Origin of the sequence: Paraburkholderia caballeronis (assembly GCF_900104845.1) — a bacterium.
GTDB lineage: Bacteria > Pseudomonadota > Gammaproteobacteria > Burkholderiales > Burkholderiaceae > Paraburkholderia > Paraburkholderia caballeronis.
This window is the reverse complement of the sequence record NZ_FNSR01000002.1, coordinates 1,218,806-1,242,890: the sequence shown is the minus strand read 5'-3', so window position 1 is coordinate 1,242,890 and position 24,085 is coordinate 1,218,806. Positions and strand designations below refer to the sequence as shown.

The following is a 24,085-nucleotide window of genomic DNA, read 5'->3' as shown; positions in this document are numbered from 1 at the left end:
GGAGAATCCCCACCATGAGTCAGCCAGCGATGACCGGCGACACCGCCGCGCGCCATAGCGACAGCGATCTGTACAACGACGACCTCGCGCCGACCGGCGTCGCGCAGCGCACGTGGCGCTGGTATCACTTCGCGGCGCTGTGGGTCGGGATGGTGATGAACATCGCGTCGTACATGCTCGCGGCCGGCCTGACCGAGCAGGGCATGTCGCCGTGGCAGGCGGTGGCGACCGTGCTGCTCGGCAACCTGATCGTGCTCGTGCCGATGCTGCTGATCGGCCACGCGGGCGCGAAGCACGGCATCCCGTACGCGGTGCTGGTGCGCTCGTCGTTCGGCACCCAGGGCGCGAAGCTGCCCGCGCTGCTGCGCGCGATCGTCGCGTGCGGCTGGTACGGCATCCAGACGTGGCTCGGCGGCAGCGCGATCTACACGCTCGCGAACATCCTCACGGGCAACGCGCTCGTCGGCGAGGCGCTGCCGGTGATCGGCATCTCGGTCGGCCAGGCCGCGTGTTTCCTCGTGTTCTGGGCGCTGCAACTGTACTTCATCGTGCGCGGCACCGACTCGATCCGCTGGCTCGAAAGCTGGTCCGCGCCGATCAAGGTGGTGATGTGCGCGGCGCTCGTCTGGTGGGCGTATTCGCGGGCAGGCGGCTTCGGCGCGATGCTGTCGCAGCCGTCGCAGTTCGTCGCGGGCGGCAAGAAGGCGGGCCTGTTCTGGGCGACGTTCTGGCCGGGACTCACCGCGATGGTCGGCTTCTGGGCGACGCTCGCGCTGAACATCCCCGACTTCACGCGCTTCGCGAAGACGCAGCGCGACCAGATGATCGGCCAGGCGATCGGTCTGCCGATCCCGATGGCGATGCTGTCGGTGGTGTCGGTCGTCGTCACGTCGGCGACCGTCGTGATCTACGGCCGCGCGATCTGGGACCCGATCGACCTGACGAGCCGGATGGAAGGCATCGGCGTCGGCACCGCGCTCGTGATCCTCACGCTCGACACGATGTGCTGCAATCTCGCGGCGAACCTCGTCGGCCCGGCGTACGACTTTTCGAGCCTGTGGCCGAAGGGCATCTCGTACAAGGTCGGCGGCATCATTACCGCGACCATCGCGATCGTGATGATGCCGTGGAAGATCCTCGCGACCACCCAGGGCTACATCTTCACGTGGCTCGTCGGTTATTCGGCGCTGCTCGGGCCGGTCGCCGGCATCATGATGGTCGATTATTTCCTCGTGCGCGCGACGCGACTCGACACCACGCAACTGTTCGACGAAAACGGCGAATACGCGTATGTGAACGGCTGGAATCCGGCCGCCGTCGTCGCGCTGATCGCGGGCGTGCTGCCGAATCTGCCGGGTTTCCTGAACGTCGCGTTCCCGACCGCGTTCCCGTCGGTGCCGGATGCGTTCAAGGGGCTCTACACGTATGCGTGGTTCGTCGGCCTCGCCATCGCGGCACTCGTGTACGGCGTGCTGATGAAGCTCGGCAAGAGCCGCAGCCCGAGCATCGCGAGCGCGTGAACACCGTGCATCACCCCGCATACGGGCGCGGCCTTCGTACTGGCCGCGCCCGCAATGGCGGAATCATTCACTGAAGGAGACAACCCATCATGGCGATCCTGATTCGAGGCGGCACGGTCATCGACGCGGACAAGACCTGGCGCGCGGACGTGCTGTGCGACAACGGCGCGATCGCGCAGATCGGCGCGGACCTCGACGCGCCGGCCGGCGCGACCGTCGTCGACGCGGGCGGCCAGTATGTGATGCCGGGCGGCATCGACCCGCACACGCACATGGAACTGCCGTTCATGGGCACGACCGCGAGCGACGACTTCTACACCGGCACTGCGGCGGGCCTCGCGGGCGGCACGACGTCGATCATCGACTTCGTGATTCCGAACCCGAAGCAGCCGCTGATGGATGCGTTCCGCGAATGGCGCGGCTGGGCGGAGAAGGCCGCGGCCGACTACGCGTTCCACGTCGCGGTGACGTGGTGGGACGAATCCGTGCATCGCGACATGGGGCTGCTCGTGAACGAGCACGGCGTGTCGAGCTTCAAGCACTTCATGGCGTACAAGAACGCGATCATGGCCGACGACGAGATCCTCGTGAACAGCTTCACGCGTTCGCTCGAACTCGGCGCGCTGCCGACCGTGCACGCGGAGAACGGCGAACTCGTGTTCCAGTTGCAGCGCCAGTTGCTCGCGCGCGGCTTCACCGGGCCGGAGGCGCATCCGCTGTCGCGGCCGCCCGAGGTCGAGGGCGAGGCCGCGAACCGCGCGATCCGCATCGCGCAGGTGCTCGGCGTGCCGGTGTACATCGTGCACGTGTCCGCGAAGGATGCGCTCGAAGCGATCGCCCGCGCGCGCGGCGAAGGGCAGCGCGTGTTCGGCGAAGTGCTCGCCGGCCATCTGGTGATCGACGAATCGGTGTACCGCGATCCCGACTGGACGCGCGCCGCCGCGCACGTGATGAGCCCGCCGTTTCGCTCGAAGGAGCATCGCGACGCGTTGTGGCGCGGCTTGCAGGGCGGCCTGCTGCATACGACCGCGACCGATCACTGCGTGTTCTGCGCGTCGCAGAAGGCGATGGGCCGCAGCGACTTCACGAAGATTCCGAACGGCTGCGGCGGCGTCGAGGACCGGATGGCGGTGCTGTGGGACCAGGGCGTCAACACCGGCCGCCTGACGCCGAACGAGTTCGTGCGCGTCACGTCGACGAACGCCGCGCAGATTTTCAACCTGTATCCGCGCAAGGGCGCGGTCGAGGTCGGCGCGGACGCGGACCTCGTCGTGTGGGACCCGCAGGCGACGCGGACGATCTCGGTGAACACGCATCATCAGAACGTGGACTTCAACGTGTTCGAGGGAATGACGGTGCGCGGCGTGCCGACCCACACGATCTCGCAGGGCGAACTGGTGTGGGCCGACGGCGATCTGCGCGCGCGGCGCGGCGCGGGGCGGTATCTGAAGCGGCCCGCGAATCCGGGGTACTTCGCGGCGTCGCGGCTTGCGAAAAGCCTGAAGGAAACGCAGCCGATCCGTCGCGAGGGTGACTGATCGGGCTCGCTGCGGGCGCGCCGTCGTTCACGCAACGGTGCGCCCGACGCGTCGCATGTCAGGCGGCCGCGAGCCGCCCCGCCTCGCGTTCGCCCGTCTGCGCGACCGGCGCAGGCGCGCCGCGCAGCGCGCCTTCGCGCGCGTGGCGAATCGCATCGAGCAGCACGTCGTGCGCGCCGATGTGATTCGCGAGCAGCAGGATCAGTTGCGCGTTCGCGGACTGGCTCTGCGCATCGTCGAGGTCGCGGTGCAGGTCGATCAGCGCCTCGTAGAAATCGTCCGGACGCGCGAGGTTCGGTTCGATGTTCAGCATCGTGTCTCCTTGTCCGTTCATGCGGTGCCGGCCACGCACAACGCGCGCTTCAGCGCGCGTTCGACGCGTTCCGCGTCCGCGTCGCGCCAGCGCGCGCAGACGTGCTGGTCCGGGCGGATCAGATAAAACGTGCCGGGCCGCGCGTCGTAACGCGATGCGGCCAGGCCCTCGCGATCGCGCACGACCGTCGCCGCATCGGGCAAGCCTTCCGGCTGCGCCGCATCGTCTTCGAGCACGACGACGAGCCGCAGCGGCGCCGCTTGCTGCGCGATCCGTTGCAGCGTCTGCGGATCGGGCCGCGTGGACGCATCGCAGAACAGCAGGCCGGTGAACTGCTGCCCGAGCTTCGACAGCAGCCAGCCCGGCGTTCCGTCGATCGCTTCGACCGGCGCGTCGCTGCACGGCGCGCCAGGCGTCATCGGCCCGGCGAACGCGTCGTCGTCCGGCGTGTTGAGCATCGAATCCGCCAGCACCGCCGGCACCGACAGCCGCCCGCTGTTCACCAGTTGCCGCGCGAACGGATGCTCGCGCGCGAGCGTCAGCACCGCGTCGCGAAACACGCGGCTCACCGGACTCTTCGGCGTGATGAAGTCGGTCGAGCGCGTCGAGTTGCGCAGGTTCTCGTCGGCCGCGTATTCGCGTTCGCTCGCATACGTGTCGAGCAACGCGTCGGACGCACGGCCGTCGAGCACCATCGCAAGTTTCCACGCGAGATTCTCCGCGTCCTGGAAGCCGCTGTTCGCGCCGCGCGCGCCGAACGGCGACACGAGGTGCGCCGAGTCGCCCGCGAACAGCACGTTGCCGTGCCGGAAGCGATCCATCCGCAGGCACGAGAACGTGTAGATGCTGACCCACTCCAGTTCGAACTTCACGTCGGGGCCGAGCAGCGCGCGCACGCGCGGAATCACGCGCTCCGGCGTCTTTTCTAGCACCGGGTCCGCATCCCAGCCCAACTGGAAGTCGATGCGCCACACGTTGTCCGGCTGCCGGTGCAGCAGCACCGACTGGTTCGGATGGAACGGCGGATCGAACCAGAACCAGCGTTCGGTCGGGAAGTCCGCTTCCATCTTCACGTCCGCGATCAGGAAGCGGTCGCGGAACGTGCGGCCATGGCTGTCGAGACCCATCGCCTTGCGCAGCGGACTGCGCGAGCCGTCGCACGCGACCACGTAGCGCGCGCGCAGCGTGTACGGGCCGTCCGGCGTATCGACGGTCAGCGCGACGTGCGCGTCGGCCGCGCCCGGCTCGCCGCGCTGCGCGATCTCCGTCACGCGGTTTTTCCAGCGGATTTCGAGGTTCGGCAGTTCGCGCGCGCGCTCCAGCAGAAACCCTTCGACGTAATACTGCTGAAGGTTCACGAACGCGGGCCGCCGATGGCCGCTGTCCGGCAGCAGGTTGAACGTGTACACGAGTTCGTCCTGGCGGAACACCTTGCCGACGTTCCAGCTCACGCCCTTGTCCACCATCCGGTCGCCGCAGCCGAGCCGGTCGAAGATGTCGAGCGAACGCTTCGAAAAGCAGATCGCGCGCGAGCCGGTGGACAGCGTGCAGTCGTCGTCCACCAGCACGACCGGCACGCCCTGCTGCGCGAGGTCGATCGCGGTCGCAAGGCCGACCGGCCCCGCGCCGACCACCGCGACCGGATGCGTGAACGCCGCGTCCGCCGCTGCCGCGTGCTGCTGCTCGCGGCAGCGCGCGTAGTCGAACGTCAGCGTCTGATAATCGATCATTCGTTTGTCTCCTGCCAGGGTCGCGGCCGTTTCTAAAACCTCGGCCGTCGGGGCTTCGCGTCAGTCCTGCAACGCGGCCCACATCTCCTTGTCGCGCTGCGCGGTCCAGATGCGCGGATGCACGATGCCGCTCGCCTCATCGTAGGCGCGCGACACGTCGAACGGCAGGCAGTGCTCGTAGATGAACACGTGGCCGAACTTCGGGTCCATCGCTTCGCGCGCGAGCGCCATCGCGTCCTTCAGGTCGAGCTTGCGTTCGACCGCGCCGCGCGCCTGCGCGAGCAGCGTCGTCACGAAGTCCTTCGTGTAGTCGAGGCCCTGGTTCACTTCGTCCGGCGTCAGGAGCGCGGGGCCGCGGCCCGGCACCAGCTTCTGCGCGCCGAGCGCGCGCAGCGCTTCGAGCGTCGCGGGCCATTCGGCCAGTTGCGCGTCGCCGCAGTAGCACGCGGCTTCGTATTCGACGAGGTCGCCGGAGAACAGCACTTTCTGCGACGGCAGCCACACGATCGTGTCGCCCTTCGTATGGCCCGCGCCGACGTGCGCGATCTTCACTTCGAGCTTGCCGAGATAAAGCGTGATCTCGCGTTCGAACACGAGCGTGGGCCACGTGAGGCCCGGCACCGTCTCGACGCCCGCGAACAGGCGCGGGAAACGCTCGATCTCCGACTTCATGTCGGCCTCGCCGCGCTCGACGATCATCTCGTACGTGCCGCGGCTCGCGATGATCTGCTGCGCGCCCTCCGCGAAATACGCGGACGCGCCGAGCACGCGCACCGCATGGTAGTGCGACAGCACTACGTACTTGATCGGCTTGTCGGTAACGGTGCGGATCTTCGCGATCAGGTCCTGCGCCATCGCGGGCGTCGCGGTCGTATCGACGATCAGCACGCCATCGTCGCCGATGATGACGCCCGAGTTCGGGTCGCCCTCGGTCGTGTACGCGTACGCGTTTTCAGAAAGCTGCGTGAACGTGACCTGCTTTTCTTCGAGGTCGGCCTGGGATGCGAACGCCTTTGCCATCGTCTGTCTCCGTGGGGAACGCGAGGCGAGCGCGCGGCATCGCGGGGTCGATGACCATGCCGGTTTTGTCTCGCCCCGTTTCGATTAGTGACCGCTGTTCTGCCGGGGTGAGGCCATCATAGGCCGTCGCCGTTTTATTTGTCAATGACGAACTGTATCGTCATACACTAATCATTCGACGACGCACGGCCGCCCGGCCGGCGCTCCGGTTCGGCTAACATGGAGCCCCTTTTCAACTCATCTGCCCGAGACCTCGCGTGAAGAACCGACGCAGCCCGCCCACGCCCGCCGCCGCGCCGCCAGCGAAGCCGCAACGCGGCATCCAGAGCGTCGAGGTCGGCGGCCGGCTGCTGCGCGCGCTCGCAGCGGCGCGCGCGCCGCTCGCGCCGTCCGACCTCGCGGCGAGCGGCGAACTGGCGCCGGGCCAGGCGCATGCGTATCTGGTGAGCCTCGCGCGGCTCGGGCTCGTGAAGCGCGACGCGCTGTCCGGGCGTTACGAGCCGGGGCCGCTCGCGCTGCGGCTTGCGCTGCTGCGCGTCGAGCAGCAGCCGGCGCTGCGCGCCGCGGTGCCGCGCGCGGCCGCGCTCGCGCAGAGACTCGGATGCAGCGTCGCGCTGTGCATCGCCGGGCCGCAAGGGCCGACGATCGTCCGCTACGAGCACGCGAGCCTGCCGCTGCATGTGAACCTGCACGTCGGCACGGTGATGTCGCTGCCGGCAACCTCGACCGGCCGCGTGTTCTGCGCGTTCGCCGCGCCCGACGCGCTGCGCGCGATGTGGGACAACCAGGCCGCGCAACCCGCGTATTCGGGCGAGCAGGACGTGTCCGCATCGCATGCGGACGATGCCGCGTTCGCGGCGGCGCTCGACACGATCCGCGCGCGCGGCCTCGAACGCAGCGTCGATGCGCCGAGCCCGGGCGTCAGCAGCGTATGCGTGCCGGTGCTCGACGATGAACGCGGACTCGCGATGACGCTGACCGCGATCGGCGCGACCGGCTCGCTCGACGTGCGCTGGAACGGCGACGTCGCGCGCGCGTTGCGCGATGCGGCGCGGGAGATCGCAGCGAACGCGTCTGCCGATGCGATGGCATTCGACGGTGGCGCGCGACGCGGCGCGCCACGGTGGACGACGCCAGCGGATAACGACGGCGCGACGATCGAAAACGAAACCGAAACCGACGTTTCGAACAAACCGCAACGCGGAATCCAGTCGCTCGACATCACCGGCGAGTTGCTCGCCGCGCTCGTCGCGGCCGGCGAGCCGCTGACGCTGCGCGACCTCGCGGCGCGCGCGGGAATGCCGCCGGCGAAGGCGTTTCCGCATCTCGTGAGCCTGCAGAAGACCGGCCTGCTCGGCCGCGACGACGCGGGCCGCTTCGAGGCCGGACCGCTCGGCCTCGAACTCGGCTTGCTCGGCCTCGCGCGGCTGTCGCCGGTGCGCGAGGCCGATGCGGAATTGACTTCGCTCGCGGCGGCGACCGGCATGAGCGTCGCGCTCGCGGTGCCGGGACCGCTCGGGCCGACCGTCGTGCGGCTCGAAGAAGCGGCGCGGCCGCTGCACGTGAGCCTGCGCGCGGGGACGGTGATGTCGCTCGTAAACACCGCGATCGGGCGCGTGTTCGCCGCATATCTGGACGACGACGTGCGCGCGGCGCTGCTCGCGCAGGACGGCTTGCGGCTTGCGGGGCTTGCCGGAAACGATGCGATTCCGGACGACTATCCCGCCACCCTCGCACGCATCCGCTCGCGGGGCGTCGACACCGCGCTCGACAAACCGGTGCCGGGCATCAGCACCATCGCCGCGCCGGTGTTCGACCACACCGGCGACGTGTGTCTCGTGATCGCGGTGATGGGGACTTCGCAAAGCTTCGACAGCGCGGTCGACGGGTCGCCCGCGCAAATGCTCGCGGCCGCCGCGCAGCGGTTGTCGCGAAGGTTCGGGTTCATCTGACCAGGCGTTCGGCATCTTGAACCGCGGGCGAATCGGGCTATGCTTGCGTGCCATGCCGGCTTACCGGCCACCCGCAAAAAAACGCGTCAACCCATCGCCAGCCCGACCATGAGTCAACAACGCCCATCGCACAAACCGCTGCGCCCGCGCAAAGCGCCGAGCCAGACGCGCTCCGGGGAGACCGTCGCGTCGATCATCGAGGCCGCGGCACAGGTACTCGAAACGGAAGGCTTCGAGGGGTTCAACACGAACGCGGTCGCGCGGCGCGCGGGCGTCAGCATCGGATCGCTGTATCAGTATTTCCCCGGCAAGGACGCGTTGACCGTCGCGCTGATCCGGCGCGAAGCACAGCGGTTCTATGACGACGCGGCCGTCGCGCTGACGAAGCGCAGCGGCAAGGCCGCGCTCGAATATTTCATCAGCGCGTCGGTGCGGCAGCAGTTGCAGCGCCCGATGCTGGCGCGGCTTCTCGACCTCGAAGAAAGCCGCCCCGCGCTGCGCGACGAAGTGGGCGGCCCGGCATTCAACGCGCTGGTCGTCACGATCATCAAACGCGCGCGACCGACACACAAATGCCCGGAGATCGCGGCGGGCGACCTGCTCGCGATCATCCGCGGCATGGCCGATGCCGCCGGCGAACGCGGAGAGCGCGACATCGAGCATCTCGAACACCGCTTGCGCGCAGCCGTTTTCGGCTATCTGTCGCGGACCGGCTCGGACTGAACGCGCGGCAGCGCAGATCGAAATGCGAGCAATGCGACGCGCCGGCCAGGGCGATCCCTCGAACGGCCTGCGGGCCGGCGCGGGTTTCCGGGCCGCTCGCCGCGCGCGTCCAATGCGAGTTGTTGAATGTGAGCTATTGCTTATATTCTGACGTCATCGGGCGGGGCATCGGGCCGCCGCCGTTCTTTCCGTGAGAAACCGACGATGACTGACGTTATCAAGAGCATGAAGCTCAATCACCTGAGCTTCCCTTCCGCCGACACTGCCGCCACCGCGCGGTTCTTCGAGCATTACCTCGGCTTCACGATCGCGGGGACGTGGGACAACTCGTATATCCTCAAGCGCCCCGGCTTCGACGTGGTGATCGACCACGTGAGCGGCGACGAGCCCGCGTGGCCGAAGGCGTTTCATGCCGGGTTCGAATTGCCGAGCTTCGACGCGGTCCGCGAACTGTACGAGCGTTTCAAGGCCGACGGCGTCGAGATGGAAACCGACATCTTCAACAACGGACGCGGCTCGCGCTTCTTTTGCCGCGCGCCGGGCGGCGTGATGTTCGAACTGAACACGCGCTCGGACGCCGCGCCGGAATATCGCGGCACGTTCGACGATTGAACGGCGGCGGCGCGGCTGGCAATGCGCGCGTGACAAAGACCTCGAACGCCATGGGGCGCCGCCATCGAAAGGCGGCTCCCCATGCCTCCCGCTTCCTCCACCACGGCGGCAAGCAGGAGCCTGAACGCGGCGCAACCGATTCCGCCACTCGTGCGATCATCCTCCCCACGCGCCGCGTCGCTTCCGCTCCTGTCTCACGCACCCGGCCGGTCCCACGAACGCAGCCCCCTCGCCCAACCCACGCCGAGCCGCAACAGACAGCCAACGCGCACCGACCGCCCCATGACCGCCCCTGCCGCCGTTCCGACATCGAACCGTCCGCGCCAGATCGCCGACCTGCCGAGCCCGCGAGGCGTCCCGCTGCTCGGCAACCTGCTCCAGCTGTCCCCCGCGCGCCTGCACCTGATCCTCGAACGCTGGGCCGAACAGCTTGGCACGCCGTACCGCTTCCAGGTCGGCGCGATCCCGATCACCGTATGGACGGATCCCGAACTGATCCAGTCGATCATGCGCGAGCGCCCGCACCGCTACCGCCGTTATCAGCCGATCGAAACCGTGCTCGAAGAGATCGGCTGCAACGGCCTCTTCTCGGCCGAAGGCGCGGCGTGGGAGCCGCAGCGCAGACTCGTGATGCAGGCGCTGTCGATCCCGCACGTCAAGGCGTTTTATCCGACGCTCGCAGACATCACCGAACGGCTGCGCCGCCGCTGGCTGCGCGCGGCCGAACGCGGCGACACCGTCGAGATGACCGACGACCTGAAACGCTACACAGTGGACGTGACGAGCGCGCTCGCGTTCGGCGAAGACCCGCGCACGCTGGAGCAGGAGCACGGCGTGATCCAGGAGCATCTCGAACGGATCCTGCCGGCGGTGATGGGCCGCATCAACGCGCTGTTTCCGTACTGGCGCTACGTGAAGCTGCCGCGCGACCGCCAGCTCGACCAGTCGCTCGTGGAAATCCATCGCTACGTGCGCGCGATGATGCAGCGCGCCCGCGACCGGATGCGCGACGAGCCGTCCGACACGCCGCGCAACCTGCTCGAAGCGATGCTCGCGCAGCAGCAGGAGCCGGGCTCGACGATCACCGACGACCACATCTCCGCGAACGTGCTGACGCTGCTGCTCGCGGGCGAGGACACGACCGCCGATTCGATCGCATGGACGCTGCCGTATCTCGCCGCCGACGCGCCGTTGCAGCAGCAGCTGGGCGACGAAGCGCGGCGCGTGCTGGGCGGCGCGCCGGTCTGCCCGGACTATGCGGCGCTGAAGGACCTCGACCTGTTCGAGGCGGTCTGCATCGAGGCGACGCGTCTGCGGCCGGTCGCGGCCGTGCATTCGTTCGAGCCGCTGGAGGACGTGTGCGTCGGCGGCGTCGCGCTGCCGAAAGGCACGCGGATGTTCTTCGTCGCGCGCCCCGCGATGCTCGATCCGAAGCACTTCGCCGATCCGCAACGCTACGACCCGGCCCGCTGGCTGCATCGCCACGAACGCGACGGCAGCGAGGCGCACGACGTGCGCGCGTACCTTCAGTTCGGCGCGGGGCCGCGCGTGTGTCCGGGCCGGCATCTCGCGACGGTCGAAATGCGGCTCGTGCTGTCGATGCTGATGAACGAATTCACGATCGAACTCGCGACGGACGTCGCGAACATCCAGGAAGTGTCCGCGTTCACGATGGTGCCGGACACGATGCCGGTGAAGCTGAAGCGGCGACGCGGCTGACGTTTCGCGTCACATCGCGTCACGCGCCATCCGGCGCGCTGGTCTCGCGTTCGTCGCCGCTGCGCTCCTGCGCGTCGCGCATCTTCTTCAACGCGTTCGGCGCGAGCCTTAGCGCGATGCCGATCGCGAGCGCGTCGATCACGGAAAGATGCACGAGCCGCGACACGCCCGGCGCATGCGGCTCGGATGGCGCGGGCACGCGCAGCAGCAGCGGAATGTCGACGACCCACGCGAGCCGCGAGCCGGCGTTCGTCAGCGCGATCGTCGTCGCGCCGCGCTCTTTCGCGATCTGGATGCTCTCGTTCACCTCGACGCTGCGCCCGGACTGCGAGATCGCGAACGCGACGTCGCCCGGCTCCATCAGCCCCGCGTAGAGCCGCTGAAGATGGCCGTCGACGAACGCGCTCGCCGCGATGTCGAGCCGCAGCATCCGCAGCGCGGCGTCCTGCGCGACGATGCCGGACCCGGTGCCGACGCCGAAGAAATACACGCGCCGCGCGCGGCCGAGCGCGGCGATCGCCGCTTCCACGACCGCCGGGTCGAGCGACGCGCGCGCGTGCGCGATGCCCTGCACGACCGCGTCCGCGACCTTGTCGAGCAGCGTGCCGATCCCGTCGTCGCTCGCGACTTCCGCCGACGCATACGGCAGCCCGCCCGCCGCGCTCTGCGCAAGCTGCATCTTGAAGTCGCGCAGCCCGTGCGCGCCCACCGCGCGGCAAAAGCGCGTGACCGACGGCTCGGACACGTCCGCGCGCTGCGCGAGTTCGGTGATGCTCGCGCGCATCGCGAAGTCCACGTCGCCGAGCACCATGTCGGCGACCTTGCGCTCGGCGGGCCGCAGCGACTCGGCCACGTCGCGGATGTGATGGATCAGATTAGAGACCGGCAACCTGGATTTCCCGTTGGTTTCCTGAGGCGTCCCGCGCGGCGGCGGGCGGGCTTTCAGCGGCGCGGGTCCGCGTGCGGGCCGGCAGCGCGTCGGGCCATGCCGCTCATTGGAGCCGCGCTTCGGGCCGCGCTTCGGGCCCCGCTTCGGGCCCCGCTTCGTGCTTCGTTTCGAGCCGCTTTCCGCTGTCGGTGTCGAACAGGTGCAGGTGCGCCGCCGGCAGGCCGAGCATCATACGCTGCCCCGGCTCGATCGCCGGGCGCTCGCGGGTCGTCACGCACCAGCTTTCGCCGCCTATTTTCCCGTACAGGTGCGTCTCCGCGCCAGTCGGCTCGATCACGTCGACGCCGAACGGCACGTCGCCGCCCGCGACGACGTGCTCGGGCCGGATGCCGAGGGTCACGCGCGCGCCGGCCGGCGCCGCTCCCTCCGGCAGCGGAATGCGCACGCCGTCGGGCAGCACGAGCGCGAGGCCGCGCGCGTCGCTCATCGCCTCGCCCGCCGCGAAGTTCATCGACGGCGAGCCGAGAAAGCTCGCGACGAACAGGTTGCCGGGCCGGTCGTACAGTTCGAGCGGCCGGCCGATCTGTTCGATGCGGCCCGCGTTCATCACGACGATGCGGTCGGCCATCGTCATCGCCTCGATCTGGTCGTGCGTCACGTAGACGACGGTGTTGCGCAGCCGCTGATGCAGCGCCTTGATCTCGGTGCGCATCTGCACGCGCAGCTTCGCGTCGAGGTTCGACAGCGGCTCGTCGAACAGGAACAGCGCCGGCTCGCGCACCACCGCGCGGCCCATCGCGACGCGCTGCCGCTGGCCGCCGGACAGCGCGCGCGGCAGCCGCTCCAGGTAGTTCGACAGGTTCAGCATCTTCGCGGCGGCCTCGATGCGCGGCTTGAACGTCTCGCTGCGCTCCTTGCGGATGCGCGGGCCGAACGCGATGTTGTCGTACACCGACAGGTGCGGATACAGCGCGTAGCTCTGGAACACCATCGACACGTTGCGCTGCTGCGGCGGCAGCCCGTTCGCGCGCGTGCCGCCGATCGTCAGGTCGCCGCCGCTGATCTCCTCCAGCCCCGCGATCATCCGCATCAGCGTGGTCTTGCCGCAGCCGGACGGGCCGACCAGCACGACGAACTCGCCGTCGTCGATGTCGAGGTCGACGCCGTGCACGACCTGGGTGTCGCCATAGCGTTTGAAAATGCCGTTCAGTTGTACCGCTGCCATGCTGTCCTCGTTGACCTTGTTGCCGCGTTTATGCCGCTCGCCTTTGCCTTCGACGCTGCGCCTGCCCGGCCCGCCGCCGCGCTCACAGCGGATCGAGCGTGAGTTCGTTCGCCATCAGCCGGTTGCCCGCCATCAGCCCCGCGTCCACCGGCAGCGCGACGCCGGTGATGACGCGCGCCAGCGGCGACGCGAGAAACTGCACCGCGTCCGCGATGTCGTCGGGCGTCGCGACGTCGCCGAGCGGATACCACTTCTTCAACTGCTCGAACACGTCCGGGTTGCGCTCGACGCGCGCGCGCCACGCGGGCGTCTTCACGGTGCCGGGGCACACGATGTTCGCGCGGATCCCGTACTGGCCGAGTTCGATCGCGAGCGCCTTCGTGAAGCTGACCAGCCCGGCCTTCGCGGCGCTGTACGCCGGATGCCCGAGCGCAGTCAGTCCGTTCACCGAGCCGACCAGCACCAGCACGCCGGTCCGCCGTTCGATCATCGACGCCCGCACCGCCTCGACCGTGTAGTAGGTGCCGTTCAGGTTCAGCTCGACGTCGCGCCGCCACGCGGCCGCGTCGGTATGCGCGAGCGTCGTGCCGAGCGCGCCGCCCGCGTTCGCGACCGCGACGTCCACCGGCCCGCGCGCGGCCACCGCGCGCGCGACGGCGTCGTGCACGGCCGCCGCATCCGCGACGTCGGCTGCAAGCGGCTCGACCTGCGCGCCGCCGAGTTCCGCGGCGAGCGCGTTGACGCCCGCCGCGTCGCGGTCGAGCGCGAGCACCGTGTCGCCGGCGTCGACGAACCGCCTGCACAGCGCACTGCCGATCCCGCCGCACGCGCCCGTCACCAGCACTACCCGGCCCATGTCCGTTTCCCTCGAAAAAACGCGCGGCGCCGAACGCCGCTGCGCTGTAAATTTCCAACATCGCCGCTGCCGGCGGCCCTGCCCGATCTGTCGCCCCGCCGGCCGGCGCTTTGCTGCGGCGCGTGAATTACCCCTGTTTTACAGCATGTTAGGCAAAACACGCACACAAAAACAATATCGTGATTCCCAGGTGACAAGGTTTTTTTCGTCCTGTAGGATTTTTTCAAACAACGTAACCCAGCGGCCGGGGCAACGGCGCGGATCCACCACCCAGCAACCATCTTGCATGGGATCGGAGTAAGCGCCGAAGCGCTAACTCCAATCGACACAGGAGATAAAACAATGGCGTTTCAGGCACGTGCATCCTCAGCGCTCGGCAAGCTCGCCGCCGCGCTCGCGCTCGCGGGCATCGCCGTCGCGGCGCACGCGGACACGATCCGCGTGACCGTCGCGCACTACAGCGACGCGACCGCACCGTACTTCGAAAAAATGGCGAAGCAGTTCGAGGCCGCGAACCCCGGCACGACGGTGAAGATCGAGGACGTGAACTGGGACACGCTGCAGCAGAAGCTGCAGACGGATATCTCCGGCGGCGCGAACGCCGACCTCGCGATCGTCGGCACGCGCTGGCTGCTCGACTTCGTGAAGGACGACATCGCCGAGCCGCTCGACGGCTACATGGACGCGAACTTCAAGGCGCGCTTCATCGGCCCGTTCCTCGCGCCGAGCCAGATCGACGGCAAGACCTATGGGCTGCCGATCGCCGCCTCCGCGCGCGGGCTGTACTACAACAAGGAGCTGCTCGCGTCGGTCGGTTATCCGAACGGCCCGAAGACGTGGAACGACGTGATCGACGCGTCGAAGAAGCTGAAGGCGAAGGGCGTCGCCGGCTTCGGCCTGCAAGGCAAGGAGATCGAAACCGACGTCTACTATTACTACGCGCTGTGGACGAACGGCGGCGACGTGATCGGCAAGGACCACAAGGCCGCGTTCAACTCGCCGGCCGGCATCAAGGCCGCGACGCTGTACAAGACGCTGATCGACGACGGTCTCACGCAGCCGGGCGTGACCGGCTACAGCCGCGAGGACGTGCAGAACCTGTTCAAGCAGGGCCGCGTCGCGATGGTGATCTCCGCGCCGTTCCTCGCGAAGCAGCTGAAGAAGGAAGCGCCGAACCTGAAGTACGGGATCGACCCGCTGCCGGTCGGCACGAACGGCGCGACCTACGCGGTCACCGACTCGATCATGATGTTCAAGAACTCGAAGTCGAAGAAGACCGCGTGGAAGTTCCTCGATTATCTGTTCACGAAGGCCCCGCGCGTCGAGTTCACGAGCACCGAGGGTTTCCTGCCGACGACGAAGGCGGAAGCGGCCGACCCGGCGTTCAACGATCCGGACACGAAGGCGTTCATCGCGCTGTTGCCGCAGGCGCGCTTCGCGCCGACGGTGACCGGCTGGGAGGACACCGCGAAGGCCGTGACGAGCGGGATGCAGGCGGTGTACCTCGGCAAGGCGAAGCCGGCCGACGCGCTGAACCAGGCCGCCGCCGACGCGAACAAGTCGCTCGGGCAGTAACGGGCGCCACGGGGCGCGGCGCGCGCGGCGCAATCCGCGCGCGCCGCGCCCGCAGCCCCTCGGCCCCTCAGCCCGGATACGCAACAGCAGTGAAACCAGAAGCACCGACATGACTACGGGTCCCCTCCGGCGCGCCGGCCCGCCGGCCGCCGACGCCCCCGATCCTCCCCGCGAGCGCCCACGCATGAGCCGTTCCCCCCGCGCCGCCGTCGCGCCCCGCGCGCCGTGGCTGCTGATCGTGCCGAGCCTCGTGCTCGCGCTGTTCATCATCAGCTATCCGATCTTCAACATCGTGTACCAGTCGCTGCATGAGGTATCGCGCTTCGGCGCGATCCGCGGCTTCTCCGGGTTGCAGAATTTCTACAACGTATTCGAGGACCCGGGCTTCATCGGCTCGCTGAAGCGCACCGTCGTGTGGACCGTGTTCGTCGTCGGCGGCACGGTGCTGATCTCGGTGCCGGTCGCGCTGGTGCTGAACCAGGACTTCTACGGCCGCGGCCTCGCGCGCACGATCGTGATGCTGCCGTGGTCCGTGTCGTTGACGATGACCGCCGTCGTATGGCGCTGGGCGTTCAACGACGACTATGGGATGGTCAACGTGACGTTGCAGCGCCTCGGCCTCACGTCGGGGCCGATCCACTGGCTCGCGACGCCCGAACTCGCGTTCCCGGTCGAGATCGCGGTCGGCATTCTGGTGTCGATCCCGTTCACGACGACGATCCTGCTCGGCGGGCTGTCGTCGGTGCCGGGCGACATCTACGAAGCCGCGCGCATCGACGGCGCGAGCGCATGGCAGCAGTTCCGGCTGCTCACGCTGCCGCTGCTCAAGCCGTTCATCAACATGACGATCCTGCTGAACGTGATCTACGTGTTCAACTCGTTCCCGATCATCTGGGTGATGACCCAGGGCGGCCCCGACGACAGCACGCACATCCTCGTCACCTACCTGTACGAACTCGGCTTCCGGCTCGGCCGGCCCGGCGAGGCGGCGGCCGTGTCGCTCATCATGCTCGCGGTGCTGTTCTCGTTCTCGCTCGTGTATCTGCGCGTGCAGGGCAGACGCGGCGGCGAACAGGGAGAACCCGCATGAACCGCAAGCTCAAACGCTCGCTGTGGTGCTGGCTGGCGCTCGCGCCGCTCGTCGTCGTGATCCTGTTTCCGTTCGCGGTGATGTTCTTCACGTCGGTGAAACCCGCGTCCGAGGTGTTCGTCTATCCGGCGCGCTGGCTGCCGGTCCAGTGGCGCTGGCAGAACTACGTCGACATGTGGGACGCCGCGAATTTCGGCGTCGCGCTGCGCAACAGCACGGTCATCAGCCTGCTGTCCACGCTGCTCGCGCTCGCGGTCAGCCTGCCGGCCGCATATGCGCTCGCGCGCTTCCCGTTTCGCGGGCGCGGCCTGTACCGGCAGTTCCTGCTGATCACGCAGATGCTGTCGCCGATCCTGCTGGTGGTCGGGCTGTTCCGGCTCGCCGCGATGATTCCGTACGGCGACGGCAACCTCGTCGATTCGAAGCTCGGCGTGATCGTGTCGTATGCGGCGTTCAACATCGCGTTCGCGGTGTGGATGCTGTCGTCGTACTTCCAGACGGTACCGCGCGACCTCGAAGAATCCGCGTGGCTCGAAGGATGCAGCCGCACCGGCGCGGTGTTCCGCGTGTTCCTGCCGCTCGCGGTGCCGGCGGTCGTCGTCACGTCGATCTTCACGTTCATCAGCGCGTGGAACGAGTTCGCGGTGGTCTATACGCTGATCCGCTCGCCGGAGAACAAGACCCTGACCGTGCAGGTCACCGACATGGTGGCCGGCAAGTACACGGTCGAATGGCAACTGGTGATGGCCGCGACGCTCGCCGCCACCTTGCCGGTGTCGATCGTGTTCGCGTGGCTGCAGCGTTACATGGTGAAGGGGCTCGCGCTCGGCGCGGTGAAATGAAGAAGCGGGGCCGCGCGGCCCCGCTTCTGTGCGCCGCTGCGTCGGACACGGCGGCGGGGAAAACCGGATGCGGCGTCGCAACGACGCCGATGGGTGACGCGGTCAATCAAATGCCGCCGTGTAAATCCCGGCGACTACTTCCCGAGTTCATGACCGATCACGCCGCCGGCCACCGCGCCGCCGACCGTGCCGACCGCGCTGCCGTTGGTCGCCTTGTTGCCGACATAACCGCCGGCCGCCGCGCCGCCCAGCGTGCAGGCGCCCAATGCGGCAAGGCTGACGAGTGCGATTGCCGCGCTGCTGCGTCGAAGCCAGTTCATCGTTCGTGCCTCCTGAGTCGTGAGCCAACGCCAGGGGTTCAGCAAGCGTCGTGCCGCGCGGCCGGCGTCGGCACAATCAGCTGCCGTGGTGCAGGTGCAGCAGCAGCACGGTCAGCGTGACGAGCGAGCCGACCGTCGACAGCAGGATCGTGCGCGACGTGATGTGCGCCTCGCGCCGGTAATACTCCGCGAGCATGAACGGCCCGGTGCCGGTCGGCAGCGCGGCGAGCAGCACCGCGATCTGCGCGAGTTGCGCCGGCAATGCGAACACCCGCACCGCGAGCCACCATGTGAACAGCGGCTGCACGACGAGCTTCACGCCGGTCAAGCCCCACGACTCGCGCCGCACCGGCGCGCCGCCGCCGCGCTCCGCGAGAAAGAGGCCAAGGCTCACGAGCGCGCACGGGCTCGCCGCGCCGCCGAGCAGCTTCAGGAATGTCTCGGCGCTCGCGGGCAGCGTCAGATGCGCGCCGGACACGACCGCGCCGAGCGCCGGCGCGACGAGCAGCGGATTGCGCGCGAGCGAGCGCGCGACCTTCAGCGCGAGCCGGTGCACGCGGCGCTCGTTTTGCAGCCCGGTTTCGATCAGCACGATCGCCACGGCGAACAGCACGCAGACGACGAGGATCGTCGCGATCGTCGTCGGCGTGAGGCTCGCGGGGCCGAACGCGATCATCGCGAGCGGGAAGCCGACGTAGCCGGTGTTCGGATAGGCGGCGGCGATGCCGTCGATGCTCGCGTCCGCGAGCGGCCGGCCGCTCGCGAGCCGCACGGCGAGCACGACGACGAACACGACCGCGCACGCTAGGCCGAACGTGGCGACGAACGCCGGCTGATACAGCTCGTGCCATGTCGCGTGCGCGAGCGTGTCGAACAGCAGCGCGGGCAGCGCGAGCCACACGACGAAGCGGTTCAGTTCGGAGGCGGAAGCCGGCCCGAGCACGCCGAAGCGGCGCGACGCGAAACCCGCGAAGATCAGCCCGAACACGGGCAGCAGGATCGAAACGGTGGAGAGCATCGAAATACGGTGATGGCGCACGCCGTCCGTTCGAGGACAGCGCGCGTGGCATTGCAGGAGGCGCGACGCGGGAAAAGGCGGCGCTCAGTCCATCGCCGCATGGCCCGCATCGGCCGAACCGCCGCCCGATGGGCGGATCAGCATCAGCAGCGGAATCACGACCAGCGTGGCGACGAACATCATCTTGAAGTCGTTCAGATACGCGATCATCTGCGCCTGCTGCGTGATCTGCTGGTTCAGCAGCGCCATATCGTAACGCGAACCGTCCGCGAGCATCGGCTGGATCGCGGGATTGAACACCGTCACATTCGCGGCGAGGTCCGAATGCGCGATCTGCGTGCCGCGCGTGACGAACGTCTGCACGATCGAGATGCCGATGCTGCTGCCGATGTTGCGCATCAGGCTGTACGTCGCGGTGCCGTCCGCGCGCAGTTGCGGCGTCAGCGTCGAGAACGTCAGGGCGGACAGCGGCACGAACACGAAACCGAGCCCGAAACCCTGCACGACGCCGGGCCACACGATGTCGGACGGCGACAGCACGATCGTGTACTGCATCATCTGCCACAGCGCGTATGCGGACACGAGGAAGCCGAACAGCAGCAGCACGCGCGCGTCGATGCGCCGGAGCAGCCGCCCGGCGATCAGCATCGCGATCATCGTGCCCGCGCCGCTCGGCGCGGTGACGAGGCCGGTTGTCGCGACCGGATAACCCATCAGGTTCTGCAGCATCGGCGGCAGCAGCGCGCGCGTCGCGTACAGCACCGCGCCGATCACGAAGATGAAGAACGTGCCGGTCGCGAAGTTGCGGTCCTTCAGCAACTGATAGCGAAAGAACGTGTCCGGCCCGGACGTCGCCGTGTGCACGATGAAGAACGCGAAGCTGATGACCGTGACGAGCGCCTCGATGCGGATTTCGAGCGAGTTGAACCAGTCGAGCTGCTCGCCGCGATCGAGCAGCGCCTGCAGCGCGCCGATCGCGAGCGCGAGCGTCGCGAAGCCGAACAGGTCGAAGCGGATCTGCTTCAGCGGCTCGCGCGCCGGCAGGAACGTCGAGACGCCGAACAGCGCGAACGCGCCGATCGGCACGTTGATGAAGAACACCCAGCGCCAGTTGTAGCTGTCGGTGAGCCAGCCGCCGAGCGTCGGGCCGAGCACCGGTCCGACCATCACGCCCATCCCCCACACCGCCATCGCCTGGCCCTGCTTCTCGCGCGGGTTGATGTCGAGCAGGATCGACTGCGACAGCGGCACCAGCGACGCGCCGAACAGCCCCTGCGCGAGCCGCGACGCGACGATCTCGCCGAGCGTTTCGGACAGCCCGCACAGCGCGGACGCGACCGTGAAGCCCGCGATCGCGACGCCGAGCAGCCGCTTCACGCCCATCTGGTCCGCGAGCCAGCCGGTCAGCGGCGTCGCGATCGCGGCGGCGACGATGTACGACGTGAGCACCCACGTGATCTCGTCCTGCGACGCGGACAGCGCCCCCTGCATGTGCGGCAGCGCGACGTTGGCGATCGTGCTGTCGAGCGTCTGGATCAGCGTGGCGAGCATGATCGACAGCGTGATCATGCCGCGATTGAGCGGCGCGGCCTCGGCGGCCTGCGGGACTGCGGTCATCGTGATCAGGAGTGCGCGCGAAAATGATAAGCCGGCTTATTATACGGATCGACCCTGCGCGCGCAATCGGTAAAGGCGTTATGGGGCTGCACGCGACGGCCCGGCTTGCCGTCCCATGCTTTCAACGGGCTGTCGATGCGCGCGGCTTGCGCCCGATAGGCGCGTGCCGCCGCCGCGACGCCGCTTCGCGCGCCGCCCGTATAATCGGCGCATGACTTTCGACCTCGAAAAACGCTTCGGCTTCTTGATCGCCGAAGTGGGCCGGTTGTACGGCAAGCGCTACGACGACCTCGCGCGCGCGTCGCTCGAACTGACGCGCGCGCAGTGCCGCGTGATCGCGTATCTCGCGCATTACGGCGACCTGAACCAGGCGAGTCTCGCGGAGGTGCTGGACGTCGCGCCGATCTCGGCGGGCCGGCTGGTCGAGCGGCTGGAGGAAGGCGGCTGGGTCGTGCGCACCGAGAACCCGAACGACCGCCGCGAGCTTCAGGTGAGCCTGACGAAGAAAGCGTCGGCGGTGCTGACGCGCGCGAGGCGCGTCGGCGACGAAGTGGCGGCGGAAGCCCTCGCGGGCTTCACGCCGGAAGAGGCGGACCAGTTTTCGGCAATGCTCCAGCGGGTGCGCTCGAATCTCGGGCCGCTGGTCGAACGCTGACGCGCGCCTGCTCTCCCATGGCTCGTTCTATCGAGAGTCGAAGCCGGGGGCGCTACCCGGCCATTCCCGCCGGAAAAAAGTCCCGAATGTCGGCCACCTCCGCGCCGCCGATCTGGGCGGCCAGCAGATGCAGCACGCGCGCATCGAAAAGCGGGAGCGGGACCAGATGGTCGGGCTGCGGTTCACAAAGCTTGTCCGAAGCAGCCATGCTCAAACAGCTTCGGCACACCATCGGGCGGTGCTCGTAGATTCCGCATTTGCCGCCCTTGCCCGATGGAAGGCTCGCGTCTTCGACCAGAAAAGGGCAGGGCCACGCGTAACCGTGCCCGATCTTCGGCCGTAACGGGGTGGGGGTGGCGGAAGCCGCATGGCGGGCCGTCTGCGCCGGCGGCGCCTTCGGCTCAACGCCGATCGCTGCGCCGATCAGCTTTGCCTCCAGAAACGAAAGAGAGACGGGCGCGTAGCAGCAATGCGAACAATGGTTCGTCGCACAGGCCGATAGCGACTGCGCAAGCTGGTTGATGCGATCGGCCAGCTTGCGCAGCCATGCCATGCGGGTTTCGCGCGGCAGTTTCCCGTCTTGCGTCGCATTGACCAGCATGGTCAGTGTTGGACGGTCGGCATCCAGCCTTTGCTGGACTGTTTCCTCCTGCGAGCGGGCAAAGGCAACGGCTTTTTCATGCTCGGCGCGCAACTCTTCAGGCAGGTCGGGCAAGGCCCGCGCCGCCTGTGCGTCGGCACGTTGACGTCCTTCAGCAAGGATCTGCTCGATATGTGCGATGGTCAAAATAGTTCTTGTATAAGGTTTCGCCTGCGAGACCCACGCCGACCTGTCGGCGTTTGCAGGTTATAGGGGGCGCGGATAGCATGCTCCGGACATCTTTCATCAGTTTGAAAACCGATCGAAAGCGTACCCAGACAGATCGTCCCAGGCAAGGCTCCAGCAGGAGCACCGAGAACTATTTCGGGGGATGCGGGATAGCTGCCGGTTCAGCGCCGGCAAGCACCGGACGATCGTCGTCGGCGCTCCGAAAATGCTGATGGCACGGGCAGGTCGCGGTGACTGCCTGACACGCGCTAACGCAGGCGGATCAGCGTGGACTTCAGTTCCGTGTATTTTTCGAGCGCGTGCAACGACTTGTCGCGACCGTTGCCCGACTGCCTGTAGCCGCCGAACGGGAAGTTCATGTCGCCGCCTTCGTCGTAGCAGTTCACCCACACGGTGCCCGCGCGCAGGCGGCGCGAGATTTCATGCGCGCTCGTCAGGTTCGACGTCCACACGGCAGCGGCAAGACCGTATTCGCTGTCGTTCGCGATGCGCACCGCGTCGTCGACCGAATCGAACACGATCACCGACAGCACCGGCCCGAAGATTTCCTCGCGCGCGATCCGCGTATCGTGCGGCGTCTCGAACACGGTCGGCTCGACGTAATAGCCGCCGCTATTGATGCGCACGCGCTCGCCGCCGAACAGCAGTTTCGCTTCCTTGCGGCCCGCTTCGATATAACCGAGCACGCGGTCCAGTTGCACCTTGTCGACGATCGCGCCCATCGACACGTCCGGGTCGAGCGGATTGCCCGGCTTGTACGAACGCGCGGCTTCGGTGAGCTTTTCCAGGAGGGCGTCCTTGATGTCGCGATGCACGAGCAGACGCGAACCCGCGGTGCACATCTCGCCCATGTTGTAGAAGATCGCGCTGGCCGCGGCCTTTGCGGCACGATCGAGGTCCGGGCAATCCGGCAGCACGATGTTCGGCGACTTGCCGCCGAGTTCGAGCCAGACGCGTTTCAGGTTCGACTGCCCCGCGTATTGCATGATCTGCTTGCCGACCGCGGTCGAACCGGTGAACGCGAGGCAATCGACGTCGCTGTGCAGCGCGAGCAGCTTGCCCGGTTCGCCGCCGCCCGGCAGCACGTTGAACACGCCGGACGGAATGCCCGCTTCGTGCGCAAGCTGCGCGATGCGGATCGCGCTCAACGGTGACTTCTCCGAAGGCTTCAGCACGACGCTGTTGCCCGCCGCGAGCGCGGGCGCGAACTTCCACGACGCCATCAGGATCGGGAAATTCCACGGCACGACCGCCGCGACCACGCCGATCGGCTCGCGCGTGACGAGGCCGACCAGATGATGATCGGCCGGCACCACTTCGCCGCCCACCTTGTCGATCGCTTCGGCAAACCATTCGACGCAATAGGCCGCGCCCGGCACGTCGACGGTCGTCGTGTCGCCGATCGGCTTGCCTGCATCGAGCGTTTCGAGCAGCGCGATTTCGTCCCGATGTTCGCGTATCAGCGCGGCCCAGCGCAGCAGGATCGCCTTGCGTTTGCGCGGATTCAGCCCGGCCCACACCTGCATATCGAATGCGCGGCGCGCGGCGGCCACCGCTTCGTCCACATCCACTGCGCCGCAGTCCGCGATGTTCGCGATCGTGCGGCCGTCGATCGGGCTCACGCAGTCGAACGTGCGCCCCGAATAGGCGTCGCGATACGCGCCGCCGATGAACGCGCGCCCTTCGATGCCGAGCGTCGCGGCCTTGTCCTGCCAATATGCAAGCGTTCTCTTTTCCATCGGGATGCCTCGATGCGGGCAGACTTCCGTTCGAACAGACAGCGATTCGCAAGCCGTGTCACTGGTTGCGGCATTCGTCATTCTAGACAGCTTCCGTGTCGTTCCATCGACGGGAAAACCCGTGCGCGGCGGCAACGCATGCGGCAATGCGCGATGAATCCGGTTCGGTAAGCCAGTTGAAAAAAACATTGACGCAACGACTGGCTCGTATATCCTGAACGGCAGGTCAACATCGGTTCGCGCGATGTTTGCATCGATGCGAACCTGATGGATCTCGCCTCGGCTCATGAAGCATCCGCTGCA

At 67.8% G+C, this 24,085-nt stretch carries 21 protein-coding genes; 10 read left to right on the top strand and 11 right to left on the bottom strand.

Translation table 11 applies throughout. The annotated features are described in order from the left end of the window. Nucleotides 1-14 precede the first annotated feature (14 nt). The gene (locus tag BLV92_RS22065) at nucleotides 15-1,520 is read left to right on the top strand and encodes an NCS1 family nucleobase:cation symporter-1 (RefSeq protein ID WP_177197951.1); all 1,506 of its coding nucleotides are present in this window, start codon (nucleotides 15-17) and stop codon (nucleotides 1,518-1,520) included. An 89-nt stretch (nucleotides 1,521-1,609) separates the two neighbouring features. Next, the gene (gene hydA / locus BLV92_RS22060) at nucleotides 1,610-3,058 is read left to right on the top strand and encodes a dihydropyrimidinase (protein ID WP_090548830.1); all 1,449 of its coding nucleotides are present in this window, start codon (nucleotides 1,610-1,612) and stop codon (nucleotides 3,056-3,058) included. Nucleotides 3,059-3,116: 58 nt separating this feature from the next. Here the strand turns inward: hydA and BLV92_RS22055 are convergent, their stop codons facing one another. Genes BLV92_RS22055 through BLV92_RS22045 form a run of 3 tightly spaced genes read right to left on the bottom strand, consistent with a single transcriptional unit; the run spans nucleotide 3,117 to nucleotide 6,121 of the window. Continuing rightward, nucleotides 3,117-3,371, bottom strand: coding sequence for a DUF2783 domain-containing protein (locus tag BLV92_RS22055; RefSeq protein WP_090548827.1), 255 nt, complete (start codon nucleotides 3,369-3,371; stop codon nucleotides 3,117-3,119). A gap of 17 nt (nucleotides 3,372-3,388) precedes the next feature. Continuing rightward, the gene (locus BLV92_RS22050; protein ID WP_090548823.1) at nucleotides 3,389-5,101 is read right to left on the bottom strand and encodes an FAD-dependent oxidoreductase; all 1,713 of its coding nucleotides are present in this window, start codon (nucleotides 5,099-5,101) and stop codon (nucleotides 3,389-3,391) included. Nucleotides 5,102-5,161: 60 nt separating this feature from the next. After that, nucleotides 5,162-6,121, bottom strand: coding sequence for an MBL fold metallo-hydrolase (locus tag BLV92_RS22045; protein WP_090548817.1), 960 nt, complete (start codon nucleotides 6,119-6,121; stop codon nucleotides 5,162-5,164). Between the two features lie 257 nt (nucleotides 6,122-6,378). Here BLV92_RS22045 and BLV92_RS22040 point away from each other — a divergent pair, with 257 nt between their 5' ends. The 4 genes from BLV92_RS22040 to BLV92_RS22025 all read left to right on the top strand — a co-directional run bounded on the left by BLV92_RS22040 (nucleotide 6,379) and on the right by BLV92_RS22025 (nucleotide 11,127). After that, nucleotides 6,379-8,073: an IclR family transcriptional regulator domain-containing protein gene (locus BLV92_RS22040; RefSeq protein ID WP_090548814.1), complete on the top strand. Its 1,695-nt coding sequence runs from the start codon at nucleotides 6,379-6,381 to the stop codon at nucleotides 8,071-8,073. Nucleotides 8,074-8,181: 108 nt separating this feature from the next. Continuing rightward, nucleotides 8,182-8,796, top strand: a complete 615-nt coding sequence (locus BLV92_RS22035; RefSeq protein WP_090548811.1) for a TetR/AcrR family transcriptional regulator — start codon at nucleotides 8,182-8,184, stop codon at nucleotides 8,794-8,796. Between the two features lie 204 nt (nucleotides 8,797-9,000). Further along, a complete protein-coding gene (locus BLV92_RS22030) occupies nucleotides 9,001-9,408 on the top strand; it encodes a VOC family protein (protein ID WP_177197952.1) in 408 nt (135 codons plus the stop codon). Nucleotides 9,409-9,690: 282 nt separating this feature from the next. Beyond that, the gene (locus tag BLV92_RS22025) at nucleotides 9,691-11,127 is read left to right on the top strand and encodes a cytochrome P450 (protein WP_090548805.1); all 1,437 of its coding nucleotides are present in this window, start codon (nucleotides 9,691-9,693) and stop codon (nucleotides 11,125-11,127) included. A gap of 19 nt (nucleotides 11,128-11,146) precedes the next feature. Here BLV92_RS22025 and BLV92_RS22020 read toward each other — a convergent pair whose 3' ends face one another. The 3 genes from BLV92_RS22020 to BLV92_RS22010 all read right to left on the bottom strand — a co-directional run bounded on the left by BLV92_RS22020 (nucleotide 11,147) and on the right by BLV92_RS22010 (nucleotide 14,097). Further along, nucleotides 11,147-12,016 (bottom strand): MurR/RpiR family transcriptional regulator, encoded by an 870-nt coding sequence (locus BLV92_RS22020; protein ID WP_090548802.1) that lies wholly within the window; start codon nucleotides 12,014-12,016, stop codon nucleotides 11,147-11,149. A 103-nt stretch (nucleotides 12,017-12,119) separates the two neighbouring features. Then, nucleotides 12,120-13,241: an ABC transporter ATP-binding protein gene (locus BLV92_RS22015; RefSeq protein ID WP_090548799.1), complete on the bottom strand. Its 1,122-nt coding sequence runs from the start codon at nucleotides 13,239-13,241 to the stop codon at nucleotides 12,120-12,122. A gap of 82 nt (nucleotides 13,242-13,323) precedes the next feature. After that, a complete protein-coding gene (locus BLV92_RS22010; RefSeq protein WP_090548796.1) occupies nucleotides 13,324-14,097 on the bottom strand; it encodes an SDR family oxidoreductase in 774 nt (257 codons plus the stop codon). A gap of 342 nt (nucleotides 14,098-14,439) precedes the next feature. Here BLV92_RS22010 and BLV92_RS22005 point away from each other — a divergent pair, with 342 nt between their 5' ends. The 3 genes from BLV92_RS22005 (at nucleotide 14,440) to BLV92_RS21995 (ending at nucleotide 17,604) form a co-directional block, all read left to right on the top strand. Further along, on the top strand, nucleotides 14,440-15,672 hold the full coding sequence (locus BLV92_RS22005; RefSeq protein ID WP_090548793.1) for an ABC transporter substrate-binding protein: 1,233 nt from the start codon (nucleotides 14,440-14,442) through the stop codon (nucleotides 15,670-15,672). A gap of 184 nt (nucleotides 15,673-15,856) precedes the next feature. Further along, nucleotides 15,857-16,762, top strand: coding sequence for a carbohydrate ABC transporter permease (locus BLV92_RS22000; protein WP_090548790.1), 906 nt, complete (start codon nucleotides 15,857-15,859; stop codon nucleotides 16,760-16,762). Further along, nucleotides 16,759-17,604 carry a carbohydrate ABC transporter permease gene (locus BLV92_RS21995; RefSeq protein WP_090548787.1) on the top strand — a complete coding sequence of 282 codons (846 nt, stop codon included), beginning with the start codon at nucleotides 16,759-16,761 and terminating at the stop codon, nucleotides 17,602-17,604. Before BLV92_RS22000 ends, BLV92_RS21995 begins: the two co-directional genes overlap by 4 nt. Nucleotides 17,605-17,738: 134 nt before the next feature. Here BLV92_RS21995 and BLV92_RS21990 read toward each other — a convergent pair whose 3' ends face one another. From BLV92_RS21990 to BLV92_RS21980, 3 genes are all read right to left on the bottom strand, one after another. Then, nucleotides 17,739-17,924 (bottom strand): glycine zipper 2TM domain-containing protein, encoded by a 186-nt coding sequence (locus tag BLV92_RS21990; RefSeq protein ID WP_090548782.1) that lies wholly within the window; start codon nucleotides 17,922-17,924, stop codon nucleotides 17,739-17,741. A 76-nt stretch (nucleotides 17,925-18,000) separates the two neighbouring features. Beyond that, complete coding sequence (locus BLV92_RS21985) at nucleotides 18,001-18,942, bottom strand: AEC family transporter (protein ID WP_090548779.1); 942 nt, start codon at nucleotides 18,940-18,942, stop codon at nucleotides 18,001-18,003. A gap of 84 nt (nucleotides 18,943-19,026) precedes the next feature. Next, nucleotides 19,027-20,511, bottom strand: coding sequence for a DHA2 family efflux MFS transporter permease subunit (locus BLV92_RS21980; RefSeq protein WP_177197954.1), 1,485 nt, complete (start codon nucleotides 20,509-20,511; stop codon nucleotides 19,027-19,029). 259 nt (nucleotides 20,512-20,770) lie between these two features. On the opposite strand from BLV92_RS21980, the gene BLV92_RS21975 reads away from it, so the two are divergent. Continuing rightward, nucleotides 20,771-21,214 carry a MarR family winged helix-turn-helix transcriptional regulator gene (locus tag BLV92_RS21975; protein WP_090551320.1) on the top strand — a complete coding sequence of 148 codons (444 nt, stop codon included), beginning with the start codon at nucleotides 20,771-20,773 and terminating at the stop codon, nucleotides 21,212-21,214. 52 nt (nucleotides 21,215-21,266) lie between these two features. On the opposite strand, the gene BLV92_RS21970 is transcribed toward BLV92_RS21975, so the two are convergent. Then, nucleotides 21,267-22,001, bottom strand: a complete 735-nt coding sequence (locus BLV92_RS21970) for a YkgJ family cysteine cluster protein (protein WP_090548776.1) — start codon at nucleotides 21,999-22,001, stop codon at nucleotides 21,267-21,269. A 290-nt stretch (nucleotides 22,002-22,291) separates the two neighbouring features. Next, nucleotides 22,292-23,782 carry an aldehyde dehydrogenase gene (locus tag BLV92_RS21965; protein ID WP_090548773.1) on the bottom strand — a complete coding sequence of 497 codons (1,491 nt, stop codon included), beginning with the start codon at nucleotides 23,780-23,782 and terminating at the stop codon, nucleotides 22,292-22,294. Between the last annotated feature and the right edge of the window lie 303 nt (nucleotides 23,783-24,085).